The organism is Streptococcus infantis (assembly GCF_047465185.1).
GTDB classification, from domain to species: Bacteria; Bacillota; Bacilli; order Lactobacillales; family Streptococcaceae; genus Streptococcus; species Streptococcus infantis_O.
Genome location: NZ_JASHAJ010000002.1, coordinates 435430 through 448824, shown reverse-complemented (window position 1 = coordinate 448824; position 13395 = coordinate 435430). Strand labels below are relative to the sequence as shown.

Sequence of the window (13395 nt, the reverse complement as noted above, 5' to 3'; positions counted from 1 at the left end):
TACTGATTTTTCTTTTATCTAAAAGATAGAATTTTCTAAAGTTATTGATTGAGAATAAACATTTTAGAAGACGTCTTGAAAAAATCACATATAGAAAAAGCTCAAGATCAGAAGATAATTTCTCTGATTTTGAGCTTTTCTTTATTCTTTCAAATGATAAGAGTAGCTAGCAACGACGACATCTTCGTGCCATCTGAGAGCATATTTTAATTTAAGGCTCATTTGATTGTGGAGGGTATTTTGCCAAGGTTTGTTAGGGATAAATTGGGGTACAAGAACTGTAACCGTGTAGTTCTTTTTCTTGGCTTCTTGAGAAATCTTTCGAACATATCGAACTGTAGGTGTGATAATATCGCGATAGCTGGTATTAATGTTTTTAAGAGTAATATTTGGGAAGTAGTCGGCAAATTCTTGGAGGATTTCTTGGTCTTTTTCCTCAGTTTCCTTGGTGGAAATGTGCATAGCCAAAACTTCGTCTCCGATGCTTTGAGCGTAGTTAATCGCTCCGACGCTGACTCGAGTAACATTTCCTACTAAGACAAGGACGACATTGCCATCGTAAGTTTTCTTTTGAATTCCTTCATAAAGTCGAAGTTGTTTCGCCACTTTTTGGTAATGACTGTGGATGGACAAAAAGAGGAAGGTTAAGACTAGGATAATTGGGAAGAAGGGCCAGATATCTCCAAGTCTGAAGAAGAGTAGGATAAGAACGATAACGTAACAAATGATAGCACCGAGGATGTTAGCAATGGCAGATTTTAAGAAATGAGAGCCTTTTTCTTTTTTCCAGTGGCGAATCATACCTGTTTGAGAAAGTGCAAAGGGGACGAAAACTCCGATAGTATAAAGAGGGATCAAGCGTTCTGTATTTCCGTTGAAAATAAGCAGAAGGATTATGGCACCAAAAGCTAAGGTTAAAATACCGTTTGAGTAACCAAGGCGGTCTCCCTTTTCCATAAAGAGATGGGGCATGTACTTGTTCTTAGCCATATTGTAAGCCAACATTGGGAAGGCAGAAAAACCAGTATTTGCAGCAACGGCTAGGATTAGGGCAGTTGAGAATTGGAAGAGATAATAAACAATCTGACCGAGAGCTGAATCTCCTAAAATCCCTTTAGCCATTTGTGAGAGGATTGTTTCTCCGTGTTGAGGTGTAATCCCCATCCAGTAGTTTAAGAAGGTAATCCCTGCAAATAGAAATCCAAGAATCAGAGACATGATGGTCAATGTTTGAGCTGCGTTTTTTTCTTTGGGGGTCTTGAAAAATGGAACGGCATTTGAGATAGCTTCAACCCCTGTTAGTGAAGCTGAACCGCTGGTGAAGGCTCTTAAGATTAGGACAATTGATAGACTTGGGACAGTTTGACCAATTGCAGAAGTTGCATGATAACTGAGAGAACCTGTCAATAGTTGGAAGATACCAAACAATAAGAGGAAGACTGTACTAAAGATAAAGAGATAAACTGGGATCATCAGAGAACTGGCGGATTCCCTCAAGCCTCGCAGATTCAAAAGCATGAGCAAACAGACCAGAAAAATGGAAATGTGGAGGTTGTAAGGATGGAGGACAGGAAGTGCAGCAGTGATTGCATCCGCACCTGCAGCCACAGATACGGCTACTGTTAGCATGTAGTCAACAAGCAGGCTTCCCCCAGCAATCAAACCTAACTCAGGGGAGAGGTTTTCTCGAGTAACCATATAGGCACCTCCACCTTGAGGGTAGGCATGGATGATTTGTCGATAAGAAATGGTCAGGCTAGCTAATAGTAAGAGGACAAAGATACCAATAGGGAGACTCCACCAAATAGCTAGGGGAGAAAGACTAGCCAAGACGAGGACGACCTGCTCGGGTCCATAAGCGATAGAAGATAGAGCATCGCTTGAGAGCATTGCGAGTGCTTGTGTTTTTCCAAGAAGTCCTCCTTCACCTTCTGTTAAGGATTTAAGGGGACGACCGATAAAGGTATATTTTAGTTTTGTAAACATTTTCTTTCCTTTTTTGAAATTTTCAACAAGAGCTATTATACTGCTATGAAAAAATACCGTCAAGGGAAAATCATTGATTTCAAAATATTTTTTTCCTATAAGGATGCGACTAGTTTTTTGGTATAATAGAAAGTAGAAAAAACGAGGAAATATAAATGATTTTTGATACTCATACACATTTAAATATAGAGGAATTTTTGGGACGTGAAGAAGAAGAGCTTGCCTTAGCAGCGGAAATGGGTGTAACTCGGATGAATATCGTTGGTTTTGATAAGCCGACGATTGAGCGTGCCCTAGAGTTGGTGGAAGAATATGACCAACTCTATGCGACAATTGGATGGCATCCAACAGAAGCAGGAGATTATACAGAGGATATTGAGAATTACTTGCTAGAAAAACTAAAACATCCAAAAGTTGTTGCCCTAGGTGAGATTGGTTTGGACTATCACTGGATGACAGCGCCTAAAGAAGTTCAAGAGAAGGTTTTCCGTCGTCAGATTCAGCTATCTAAGGAACTGGACTTGCCTTTTGTGGTTCATACCCGTGATGCGCTAGAAGACACCTATGAGATTATCAAGAGTGAGGGAGTCGGACCTCGTGGCGGCATCATGCACTCCTTCTCTGGTTCTCTGGAATGGGCTGAGAAGTTTGTGGAGCTTGGTATGACAATTTCCTTTTCTGGAGTGGTGACCTTCAAGAAGGCGACAGATATTCAGGAAGCAGCCAAAGAGTTACCTTTGGATAAGATTTTGGTAGAGACAGATGCGCCTTATTTAGCCCCAGTACCCAAGCGTGGTCGTGAAAATAAGACAGCTTACACGCGCTATGTAGTGGACTTTATCGCGGACTTACGTGGCATGACGACAGAAAAATTGGCAGCTGCGACAAGTACCAATGCAGAACGAATCTTTGGATTGGAACGTAAATCATGAAAGAGAAAATTTCCCAAGTCATCGTAGTTGAAGGACGCGATGATACGACCAATCTCAAACGTTTTTTTGATGTGGAGACTTATGAGACTCGTGGATCTGCGATCAATGAACAAGATCTTGAACGAATCCAACGTTTACACCAACGTCATGGGGTGATTGTTTTTACAGATCCTGATTTTAACGGGGAACGCATTCGTCGGATGATTATGACGGCCATTCCGACAGTTCAGCACGCCTTTCTCAAACGTGATGAGGCAGTTCCTAAGTCCAAAACCAAGGGGCGTTCTCTAGGAATCGAACACGCTAGCTACGAAGATTTGAAAACAGCCTTGGCGCAAGTGACAGAGCAATTTGAAGTAGAAAGTGATTTTGATATTAGCCGTAGTGACTTGATTCGATTGGGATTTTTTGCTGGGGCAGATAGTCGAAAACGCAGAGAATATCTAGGAGAAAGTCTACGTATCGGTTATTCCAACGGCAAACAACTCCTTAAACGTTTGGAATTGTTTGGCATTAGTTTAGCAGAAGTTGAAGATGCTATGAAATCATATGAGAATTGAGAAACTCCCCCAAAATGTGGAGGGAATGTGATACAATAGAAGTAATCATATACGGTTTAATCAGGCTTGGTAGCAAGCATTAGAAAAGTGACTCCATAGGATTTGTGCTGAGTGGAGATAATGAGGAAAAGTTATGGGAATCTTTGATTTTTTAAAAAAGACAGAAGCAACAAAAACAACTGAAACAACTGAATCAAATAAGGAAGCAGAAGAGGCGGAAGGCAATGTTTGCGTTGGTGTTCTAGATTTGTTCCCGATGAAGGAAACGAATCAATTATTGATTGTAGGGAGTCTAGAAGGTAGTATCAAGGTTGGAGATCAGTTGCAATTTTGCAATCCCGACCAAGGAATGGAAAGTCTTGGTACTGTAGAGGTTAAAAAACTCAGCAGTCAAAACAAAGATGCAGATAGTCTAACTGATGAAGTTCTTGCCCATCTAGTGGTTGATAGGATTCCTTCTTTGGATAAACTGAAAAAAGGAAGTGTGCTCTTTAGTTCAGGTATTGAGGAAGAGCAAAAATTATCTAGCTATTCAGATGCTCTTTATCGTGCTTTTGTAGCCATCCAAGAGGGGCAATTGACTAATGAAGACTATTTGGCAGCTAGTCTTGATGATAGCGTAGAAATTTTACGTCTCTTTTTATGGAAATGCCGTCAAAATCAGGAAACTGAAAGTGAAGAAAGCTATCAAATCAACACTCGTAAGTTGGAACGTCTCGCGGAAATCGTCAAGGACAAGTTGTTAGCAGCAGATTCAGTTTATGCAGTTTATTCGGAAAAAACAGGTGAACCCTATCTTTTCTCAACGACCTATGACAGGGGAGAAGAGGGCTATTTGTGCACAGATCCTATGATCATGCTTTTGACGCCATCTTGGTATCGCCAATTTAAAGAAACCATTGATAGTCGACCAAACTCAGTCGTAAAACTGATTGAAAATACGGAAGATAAAAAAGGGATTGAGAATTTCCTTGGAACAGCCTTTTACTTAAATGGTGCCTTGGGAGCAATCTTTAATTCCAAGGAAGTTAGCATCAGTGCCTCGGCCTTGGTTCAAAAACCAGATTTTTCTAATTTGCCAGAAATACAAGTTCCTGTGATGAATCCTGACCTAGTAAGATGGATGTTGCTGATGGGACAATTGGATAGCCCGACGACAGAAGATGAAGAAGTAATTTATAAGCTCTATTATAAGTTCTTTTCAGAAGCTATGCTGAAAGCAAAATTTCTAATTCCTTTAGATGCTGCTTCGGAATTTAAGGACGATAGTCAGGAAGGAAGCTCCTTTGTCTTGGAAAAAGATTCTAGTTTCAACATTCCAGTCAAAGAAGGAAAAGATGGCAGAAATTCTGTGCCGGTATTTACCGATTGGAAACGTCTGAGAATGGTTTTTGATGAAAAATGGAATGGCATGATTGAAGAAGCTGGAGGCATGATTGAAGGCTTTGACTATGCTATAAACCCAACGGAATACTATGAAGCGGGTGCCTATGTTAGCCTAACAGCTTTTAGAGACATGCAAAAACTTAGTGAGGAACAAGAAGGAAGAGCTCAAGATTAGAGAGTTTCTTTACATTGGGAAACTTTATAGTTTTATCTATATCCTACTTGAACCACTAACCTTTTTCAAAGATTTTGAAAGGAAATGGAATGGCGAATAGAAGTTATATTTACTTAAAAAACGGAGATGAAGCTCGTATCTTAACAGAAGGCATCTACACGATACCCTATTTTTGGCAATTGTTTTGGGATGAAGAAGACTTAAAAGCTCCTATTGCTCTCTGGGAAACAGCAGAAGAACTCGAAGAAGATGAAGAGCAAGCAGAAAGATTTTACCAAGAGCAGAATGTAGATATCTTGCTTCCTATTGAAAAATTCCGGCAAAGTGCCCTCCAAAACCGCTCTTTTTTAGAAGAGAATGTCCCACAAGCCTTGAAACTATATGATGCCTTTGTTCGTTATATTCTTGCAAACGTAAAAGATGGTGATGTGTTAGGATTTGATCTTTTGGATGTAGTTTTTATGGACCAAGTCTCTGTAGTCGCTGATAAACTGTTAAAAAATATCCGAGCTATTCGGGAAAATCAACCCAAAGATTTAGATTTTTCTCTAACGGATGAGAACTTAATAGGCCTTGCTATGGGCTTTCCTGATTATTATGCTTCAGAATTATTGCCAGAAGACAATATTCTAGATTCGGTTGCATATCAGGATGAATTGAAGAAAATGAACCCCCAAGATGATAAGCAAGGGGGCGACATGACTGGAGCCGATACAAAAGCGAACAAGCATCGTGTTCTATTTGTATTTTGGATTTTGTTGGCAGGAATTATGTGGTTTCTATATATTATTTTTAGCTAATAATTAGAAAAGAGAATAAATGAGAATTGCAGATTATAGCGTGACCAAGGCAGTACTGGAGCGTCACGGTTTTACCTTTAAAAAATCCTTCGGGCAAAATTTCTTGACCGATACCAACATCCTTCAAAAAATCGTGGATACGGCTGAAGTTGATGACCAGGTCAATGTTATCGAAATCGGGCCAGGGATTGGTGCTTTGACGGAATTTTTGGCTGAGCGTGCAGCTCAAGTCATGGCCTTTGAGATTGACCACCGTTTGGTACCAATCCTAGCGGATACCCTGCGTGATTTTGACAATGTGACCGTAGTCAACGAAGACATACTAAAAGTTGACTTGGCGCAGCACATCCAGAATTTTAAAAATCCTGATTTACCAATCAAGGTAGTAGCAAACTTGCCTTACTATATCACGACGCCTATTCTCATACACTTGATTGAAAGTGGCATTCCTTTTAGTGAGTTTGTGGTCATGATGCAAAAGGAAGTGGCGGATCGTATCTCTGCTCAACCAAATACAAAGGCATACGGTAGCTTGTCTATTGCTGTGCAGTATTACATGACGGCCAAGGTTGCCTTTATCGTGCCTCGTACAGTATTTGTGCCAGCGCCCAACGTGGATTCGGCTATCTTAAAAATGGTACGCCGTCCAGAGCCAGCGGTTGTGGTAGAAGATGAGAATTTCTTCTTTAAAGTTTCCAAGGCTAGTTTCACCCATCGTCGTAAGACCTTGTGGAATAACTTGACAGGTTACTTTGGGAAGACTGAAGAAATCAAGGACAAGCTGACCAAGGCTTTGGATCAGGCTGGACTGGCACCAAGTGTACGTGGTGAAGCTCTCAGCTTGGCAGAATTTGCTAGCCTAGCAGATGCACTTAAAGGACAAGGACTCTAGGATGCAGGGACAAATCATTAAAGCCTTGGCTGGCTTCTACTATGTGGAGAGAGATGGTCAAGTTTATCAGACACGTGCGCGTGGGAATTTTCGTAAAAAAGGCCACACACCCTACGTCGGAGATTGGGTAGATTTTTCTGCGAAAGAAAACTCTGAGGGCTACATTCTTAAGATTCAGGAACGAAAAAATAGTCTAGTTCGCCCGCCCATTGTCAATATTGACCAAGCAGTTGTTATCATGTCGGTCAAGGAGCCGGATTTTAATAGCAATTTGTTGGATCGCTTCTTGGTTCTCTTGGAACATAAGGGCATCCATCCTATCGTTTATATTTCTAAAATGGACCTCTTGTCAGATCGAGGAGAACTGGATTTTTACGAGCAGACCTATCGTGCCATCGGCTATGACTTTGTAACTAGTAAGGAAGAGCTTTTGCCACTATTGACAAACAAGGTGACAGTCTTTATGGGGCAGACAGGTGTTGGTAAGTCAACCCTTCTTAATAAAATCGCACCTGACCTTAATCTAGAGACAGGAGAAATTTCTGATAGTCTAGGTCGTGGTCGTCATACCACTCGAGCTGTTAGTTTTTACAATCTCAATGGTGGGAAAATCGCAGACACGCCAGGGTTTTCATCTCTGGATTATGAAGTGGCAACAGCAGAAGACCTCAATCAGGCCTTTCCAGAAATTGCCTCTGTTAGCCGAGATTGCAAGTTCCGTACTTGTACGCATACCCATGAGCCTTCCTGTGCGGTCAAACCAGCAGTAGAAGAAGGTCTCATTGCGAGCTTCCGTTTTGATAACTATTTGCAATTCCTGAGCGAAATTGAAAATCGCAGAGAAACCTATAAAAAAGTCAGCAAAAAAATTCCAAAATAAGGAGAAACCTATGTCTCAATACAAGATTGCTCCGTCAATTCTGGCAGCAGATTATGCCAACTTTGAACGTGAAATCAAACGCCTAGAAGCAACTGGGGCAGAATACGCCCATATCGATATCATGGATGGTCACTTTGTACCTCAGATCAGCTTTGGTGCAGGTGTAGTCGAGGCTCTTCGTCCCCACAGCAAGATGGTCTTTGACTGCCACTTGATGGTATCAAATCCCGAACATCATTTAGAAGACTTTGCGCGTGCAGGTGCAGACATCATCAGCATCCATGCAGAAGCAACACCTCATATTCATGGGGCACTTCAAAAGATTCGATCTTTGGGAGTGAAGCCTTCTGTTGTCATTAACCCTGGAACACCTGTTGAGGCGATTAAACATGTGCTTCATTTGGTTGACCAAGTATTAGTCATGACCGTTAACCCTGGATTTGGTGGGCAAGCTTTTCTGCCTGAAACCATGGATAAGATACGTGAATTGGCTGCCCTTCGTGAGGAAAAAGGATTGAATTTTGAAATTGAAGTGGATGGTGGGATTGATGTTCAGACCATAGCTCAAGCCAAAGAAGCTGGCGCTACAGTCTTTGTAGCAGGGTCCTATGTCTTTAAGGGAGATGTCAATGAACGAGTGCAAGCTCTCAGAAAACAACTGGACTAAAGTTGCAGTTTTTGCAGGCGGAGACCGCGGTCACTATCGGACAGATTTTGACTGCTTTGTCGGTGTGGATCGAGGCTCACTCTGGGTATTGGAAGAAGAACTTCCTCTTGCTTTAGCAGTTGGGGATTTTGATTCTGTGACTGTAGAAGAACGTCAGTTGATTCAGGCGAATGCCCAGCACTTTGTCCAAGCTCAGCCAGAAAAAGATGATACGGATCTGGAACTAGCGCTTTTAACGATTTTTGAAAAAAGCCCTCAGGCACAGGTCACTATTTTCGGTGCTCTGGGTGGTCGCATTGACCATATGTTGGCTAATGTCTTTCTGCCTAGCAATCCTAAATTGGCGCCTTTTATGCGTCAAATAGAGATTGAGGATGGGCAAAACTTGATTAGTTATTGCCCAGAAGGGACCAGTCAACTTGAACCACGGTCAGACTATGATTATCTTGCTTTTATGCCTGTGAGGGATAGTCAGCTGACCATTATCGGAGCCAAGTATGAACTAACTGAGGAGAATTTTTTCTTTAAGAAAGTTTACGCTTCTAACGAATATATAGATAGGGAAGTTTCGGTGACTTGCCCAGATGGCTATGTGATTGTACTGCATAGCAAGGACAGGAGATAGGATGGAGATTATATTACTACTGTTACTAATAGCTAACCTAGCCGGCCTCTTTCTCATTTGGCAGAGGCAGGAAAAGCAGGAGAAATATCTGACCAAGAGTTTAGAAGACCAGGCAGATAATCTTTCAGACCAGTTAGATTATCGATTTGAGCAAGCCAGACAGTCTAATCAGCTTGACCAAAAAAATCTTGAAGTGGCTGTCAGTGACCGTTTGCAGGAGGTGCGAATCGAATTGCACCAAGGTCTGACCCAGGTTCGACAGGAGATGAATGAAAACCTCCTCCAAACCAGAGATAAGACAGACCAACGCCTCCAAGCCTTGCAGGAATCAAATGAACAACGCTTAGAACAAATGCGCCAAACGGTTGAGGAAAAATTAGAAAAGACCTTGCAGACACGCTTGCAAGCATCCTTTGAGACAGTTTCCAAGCAATTGGAATCTGTCAATCGAGGTCTAGGTGAAATGCAGACGGTGGCGCGAGATGTCGGTGCGCTTAACAAGGTCTTATCTGGAACCAAGACCCGAGGAATTCTGGGTGAATTACAACTGGGACAGATTATTGAAGATATCATGACACCTGCCCAGTATGAACGAGAATTTGCAACGGTTGAAAATTCGAGTGAGCGAGTCGAGTACGCCATCAAGTTGCCTGGGCAAGGTGACCAGGAATATGTTTATCTACCAATTGACTCTAAGTTTCCACTGGCAGCTTATTACCGCCTTGAAGAAGCCTATGAATCAGGTGATAAGGATGAAATCGAAAGTTGTCGCAAATCACTCCAAACAAGTGTTAAGCGTTTTGCCAAAGATATCAAGAACAAGTACATAGCACCGCCAAGGACGACCAATTTTGGAGTTTTGTTTGTTCCGACAGAAGGTCTTTACTCAGAAATCGTTAGAAATCCGATTTTCTTTGATGGTTTGAGACGGGAGGAGCAGATTATTGTCGCAGGTCCAAGTACCTTGTCAGCCCTTCTTAACTCCCTATCTGTTGGCTTCAAGACTCTGAATATCCAAAAGAGTGCTGACCATATTAGCCAAACTCTAGCCAACGTCAAAACCGAATTTGGCAAGTTTGGTGGCATTTTGGTTAAAGCGCAAAAACACCTCCAACATGCCACTGGTAATATTGATGAATTGTTAAACCGACGTACTTCAGCTATCGAGCGAACGCTCCGACATATTGAATTGTCAGAAGGTGAGCCTATGCTTGATTTGCTCCAGTTCCAAGAAGATGAGGAAGAATATGAAGATTAGTCACATGAAAAAAGATGAACTGTTCGAGGGCTTTTACCTGATCAAATCAGCCGATCTGAGACAGACGCGTGCTGGGAAAAATTACCTAGCTTTCACCTTCCAAGATGATAGTGGGGAAATCGAAGGAAAACTCTGGGATGCCCAACCTCATAACGTTGAGGCCTTTACTGCAGGAAAAGTTGTCCACATGCAAGGTCGTCGTGAAGTTTACAACAACACTCCACAGGTAAATCAAATCACCCTTCGCTTACCTCAGCCTGGTGAACCCAATGACCCAGCAGACTTCAAGGTCAAATCACCAGTGGATGTTAAAGAAATCCGTGAGTACATGGCACAGATGATTTTCAAGATTGAAAATCCCATCTGGCAACGAATCGTTCGGGCCCTCTATACCAAATATGATAAAGAATTTTATTCTTATCCAGCTGCAAAAACCAACCACCATGCCTTTGAAACAGGGCTTGCTTATCACACGGCAACTATGGTTCGTTTAGCAGAGGCAATTGCAGATGTCTACCCACAACTCAATAAGAGCTTGCTCTATGCAGGAATTATGCTTCATGACCTGGCTAAGGTTATTGAGTTAACAGGTCCGGACCAGACAGAGTATACAGTGAGAGGAAATCTTATCGGACATATCGCCTTGATTGATAGCGAGATTACCAAAGCGGTTATGGAACTTGGCATTGATGATACTCGAGAAGAAGTGGTGCTTCTGCGCCATGTGATTCTCAGCCACCATGGATTACTCGAGTATGGTAGTCCTGTTCGTCCTCGTGTGATGGAAGCTGAAATTATTCATATGATTGATAATTTGGATGCGAGTATGATGATGATGTCAACAGCTCTGGCTCTTGTTGATGAGGGTGAAATGACCAATAAAGTCTTTGCAATGGACAATCGTTCCTTCTACAAGCCAAAATTAGACTAGAAACTAAAAAATGAGCTTTATTTAGACAATAAAGTTCGTTTTTTTTGCTTTAGTGTGATATAATGAGAAAAAGACTAATTAAAAAGAATGGTGAATAACTAATGAAATTAAGAAGAAGTGATCGGATGGTTGTTATTTCCAATTATTTGATTAACAATCCATACAAATTAACCAGTCTCAATACCTTCGCGGAAAAGTATGAATCTGCCAAATCTTCTATTTCAGAAGATATTGTCATTATTAAGCGAGCCTTTGAAGAAATTGAAATCGGCCATATTCAAACGGTGACAGGTGCTGGTGGTGGAGTTATTTTCACACCTTCCATCTCTACCCTTGAATCTAAAACAATCATCCAAGAGCTTCGCGATAAACTTTCAGAGAGCGACCGCATTCTGCCAGGTGGCTACATTTATTTGTCTGATCTACTTAGTACTCCGGCTATTTTAAAAAATATTGGACGTATTATTGCTAAGAGCTTTATGGACCAAAAGATTGATGCTGTTATGACGGTAGCGACCAAAGGGGTTCCGCTTGCAAATGCAGTAGCCAATGTTCTCAACGTACCTTTTGTCATTGTCCGTCGTGACTTGAAAATCACTGAGGGTTCAACTGTTAGTGTCAACTACGTCTCAGGATCTAGTGACCGTATTGAAAAAATGTTCCTATCAAAACGTAGCCTTAAGGCAGGAAGCCGTGTCTTGATTGTTGATGACTTCTTGAAAGGCGGAGGAACGATTAACGGTATGATTAGCCTTTTAACAGAGTTTGATTCTGAGTTGGCTGGTGTAGCTGTCTTTGCTGATAATGCGCAGGAAGATCGTGAACAGCAGTTTGACTATAAATCGCTCTTAAAAGTTACCAATATTGATGTGAAGAACCAACAAATTGAAGTTGAAGTTGGGAACATCTTCGAAACAGAAAAATAAGAGAGAATAAGATGCTTAAAGGTTGGAACTTTCGTCCCAGCCTTTCTTTGATAATGAATATGAAGGAGCCCTATGAAGACGCCATTTATTAAACGTGAAGACTTAGAAAAGATTGTTGAAGAGTTTCCAACTCCATTCCATCTCTACGATGAAAAAGGTATTCGCGAGAAGGCACGCGCAGTTAATGAAGCTTTCTCTTGGAATAAAGGCTTTAAAGAATACTTCGCTGTAAAAGCGACCCCAACTCCAGCTATCTTGAAGATTTTGCAAGAAGAAGGATGTGGAGTGGATTGTTCTAGTTATGTAGAACTCTTAATGAGTCATAAGCTTGGGTTTACAGGGCCAGAGATGATGTTTTCATCTAACAATACACCAGACCAAGAGTATGCCTATGCCCGTGAATTAGGGGCGACTATCAACTTGGATGCCTTTGAAGATATCGATCATTTAGAGCGCGCTGCGGGGATTCCTGAGATTATCTCCTGCCGTTACAATCCTGGTGGCGTATTTGAACTAGGAACGGACATTATGGATAGTCCTGGTGAAGCTAAGTTCGGGATGACTAAGGAACAGCTCTTTGAAGCTTTTGCTATCTTGAAAGAAAAGGGAGCAAAAACTTTTGGGATTCATTCCTTCCTAGCTTCCAATACTGTTACTCATCTCTATTATCCAGAATTGGCGCGCCAGCTTTTTGAACTGGCTGTAGAAATCAAGGAAAAGTTAGGTATTTCGCTGGACTTCATCAATCTTTCTGGAGGAATCGGTGTCAACTATCGTCCGGACCAGGAGCCAAATGATATTGCTTTAATTGGTGAGGGGGTTCGTCAGGTTTATGAAGAAGTTCTTACGCCAGCAGGTCTTGGTCAAGTTAAGATTTTTACAGAACTAGGACGCTTTATGTTGGCGCCTCATGGAATTCTAGTGACTAAAGTAACCCATAAAAAGAAGACTTATCGGACTTATCTTGGAGTAGATGCGTCAGCTGTTAACCTGATGAGACCAGCTATGTATGGAGCTTATCACCACATTACAAATATGATGCATCCTGACGGTCTGACTGAAGTGGTTGATGTTGTTGGTTCACTTTGTGAAAACAACGACAAGTTTGCAGTTAATCGTGAACTACCTCAAACAGAAATTGGTGATCTGTTAGTCATTCATGATACAGGTGCGCATGGATTCTCTATGGGTTACCAGTACAATGCGAAACTTCGTTCAGCAGAGATTCTCTACACAGAGGACGGTGGTGCACGACTAATCCGCAGAGCAGAGCGACCTGAGGACTATTTTGCGACTCTCTATGGGTTTGACTTTGACAAGGATTAGAAGAATTTTTGAAAATCATGAAAGTTGAAAGTGAAAAACAGATTGTTTTCT

The 13395-nt window shown here is 41.6% G+C and carries 13 protein-coding genes; 12 read left to right on the top strand and 1 reads right to left on the bottom strand.

Going from position 1 to position 13395, the window contains the following annotated elements; genetic code table 11:
- Positions 1 to 141: 141 nt before the first annotated feature.
- Positions 142 to 1986 (bottom strand): APC family permease, encoded by a 1845-nt coding sequence (locus QM382_RS05700; RefSeq protein ID WP_414272729.1) that lies wholly within the window; start codon positions 1984 to 1986, stop codon positions 142 to 144.
- Between the two features lie 155 nt (positions 1987 to 2141).
- Here QM382_RS05700 and QM382_RS05695 point away from each other — a divergent pair, with 155 nt between their 5' ends.
- The 12 genes from QM382_RS05695 to QM382_RS05640 all read left to right on the top strand — a co-directional run bounded on the left by QM382_RS05695 (position 2142) and on the right by QM382_RS05640 (position 13344).
- Positions 2142 to 2918, top strand: a complete 777-nt coding sequence (locus QM382_RS05695; RefSeq protein ID WP_414272728.1) for a TatD family hydrolase — start codon at positions 2142 to 2144, stop codon at positions 2916 to 2918.
- Complete coding sequence (gene rnmV / locus QM382_RS05690) at positions 2915 to 3478, top strand: ribonuclease M5 (RefSeq protein ID WP_414272727.1); 564 nt, start codon at positions 2915 to 2917, stop codon at positions 3476 to 3478. The genes QM382_RS05695 and rnmV overlap by 4 nt, the downstream gene beginning before the upstream one ends.
- Before the next feature lie 133 nt (positions 3479 to 3611).
- Complete coding sequence (locus QM382_RS05685) at positions 3612 to 5039, top strand: SseB family protein (protein ID WP_414272726.1); 1428 nt, start codon at positions 3612 to 3614, stop codon at positions 5037 to 5039.
- Positions 5040 to 5128: 89 nt separating this feature from the next.
- Positions 5129 to 5839, top strand: coding sequence for a dimethyladenosine transferase (locus QM382_RS05680; protein WP_414272725.1), 711 nt, complete (start codon positions 5129 to 5131; stop codon positions 5837 to 5839).
- A gap of 19 nt (positions 5840 to 5858) precedes the next feature.
- Positions 5859 to 6731 carry a 16S rRNA (adenine(1518)-N(6)/adenine(1519)-N(6))-dimethyltransferase RsmA gene (gene rsmA, locus QM382_RS05675; protein ID WP_414272724.1) on the top strand — a complete coding sequence of 291 codons (873 nt, stop codon included), beginning with the start codon at positions 5859 to 5861 and terminating at the stop codon, positions 6729 to 6731.
- A gap of 1 nt (position 6732) precedes the next feature.
- Positions 6733 to 7611, top strand: a complete 879-nt coding sequence (rsgA, locus tag QM382_RS05670) for a ribosome small subunit-dependent GTPase A (protein WP_214262532.1) — start codon at positions 6733 to 6735, stop codon at positions 7609 to 7611.
- A 10-nt stretch (positions 7612 to 7621) separates the two neighbouring features.
- Positions 7622 to 8278: a ribulose-phosphate 3-epimerase gene (gene rpe, locus QM382_RS05665; RefSeq protein WP_414272723.1), complete on the top strand. Its 657-nt coding sequence runs from the start codon at positions 7622 to 7624 to the stop codon at positions 8276 to 8278.
- On the top strand, positions 8241 to 8903 hold the full coding sequence (locus QM382_RS05660) for a thiamine diphosphokinase (RefSeq protein WP_414272722.1): 663 nt from the start codon (positions 8241 to 8243) through the stop codon (positions 8901 to 8903). Before rpe ends, QM382_RS05660 begins: the two co-directional genes overlap by 38 nt.
- Position 8904: 1 nt before the next feature.
- Entirely contained in the window at positions 8905 to 10161 is a 1257-nt protein-coding gene (gene rmuC / locus QM382_RS05655) for a DNA recombination protein RmuC (RefSeq protein ID WP_414272721.1), read from the top strand.
- Positions 10151 to 11092 (top strand): 3'-5' exoribonuclease YhaM family protein, encoded by a 942-nt coding sequence (locus QM382_RS05650; RefSeq protein WP_006152067.1) that lies wholly within the window; start codon positions 10151 to 10153, stop codon positions 11090 to 11092. The genes rmuC and QM382_RS05650 overlap by 11 nt, the downstream gene beginning before the upstream one ends.
- 101 nt (positions 11093 to 11193) lie before the next feature.
- Complete coding sequence (purR, locus tag QM382_RS05645) at positions 11194 to 12018, top strand: pur operon repressor (protein WP_006147832.1); 825 nt, start codon at positions 11194 to 11196, stop codon at positions 12016 to 12018.
- A gap of 72 nt (positions 12019 to 12090) precedes the next feature.
- Entirely contained in the window at positions 12091 to 13344 is a 1254-nt protein-coding gene (locus tag QM382_RS05640; protein ID WP_414272720.1) for a diaminopimelate decarboxylase, read from the top strand.
- The last annotated feature ends 51 nt before the right edge of the window (positions 13345 to 13395 follow it).

Bases quoted from the DNA above. Each gene is read 5' to 3' on its own strand.
- QM382_RS05700 (WP_414272729.1), bottom strand. From the start codon at position 1,986: ATGTTTACAAAACTAAAATATACCTTTATCGGTCGTCCCCTTAAATCC.
- QM382_RS05695 (WP_414272728.1), top strand. From the start codon at position 2,142: ATGATTTTTGATACTCATACACATTTAAATATAGAGGAATTTTTGGGA.
- rnmV (WP_414272727.1), top strand. From the start codon at position 2,915: ATGAAAGAGAAAATTTCCCAAGTCATCGTAGTTGAAGGACGCGATGAT.
- QM382_RS05685 (WP_414272726.1), top strand. From the start codon at position 3,612: ATGGGAATCTTTGATTTTTTAAAAAAGACAGAAGCAACAAAAACAACT.
- QM382_RS05680 (WP_414272725.1), top strand. From the start codon at position 5,129: ATGGCGAATAGAAGTTATATTTACTTAAAAAACGGAGATGAAGCTCGT.
- rsmA (WP_414272724.1), top strand. From the start codon at position 5,859: ATGAGAATTGCAGATTATAGCGTGACCAAGGCAGTACTGGAGCGTCAC.
- rsgA (WP_214262532.1), top strand. From the start codon at position 6,733: ATGCAGGGACAAATCATTAAAGCCTTGGCTGGCTTCTACTATGTGGAG.
- rpe (WP_414272723.1), top strand. From the start codon at position 7,622: ATGTCTCAATACAAGATTGCTCCGTCAATTCTGGCAGCAGATTATGCC.
- QM382_RS05660 (WP_414272722.1), top strand. From the start codon at position 8,241: ATGAACGAGTGCAAGCTCTCAGAAAACAACTGGACTAAAGTTGCAGTT.
- rmuC (WP_414272721.1), top strand. From the start codon at position 8,905: ATGGAGATTATATTACTACTGTTACTAATAGCTAACCTAGCCGGCCTC.
- QM382_RS05650 (WP_006152067.1), top strand. From the start codon at position 10,151: ATGAAGATTAGTCACATGAAAAAAGATGAACTGTTCGAGGGCTTTTAC.
- purR (WP_006147832.1), top strand. From the start codon at position 11,194: ATGAAATTAAGAAGAAGTGATCGGATGGTTGTTATTTCCAATTATTTG.
- QM382_RS05640 (WP_414272720.1), top strand. From the start codon at position 12,091: ATGAAGACGCCATTTATTAAACGTGAAGACTTAGAAAAGATTGTTGAA.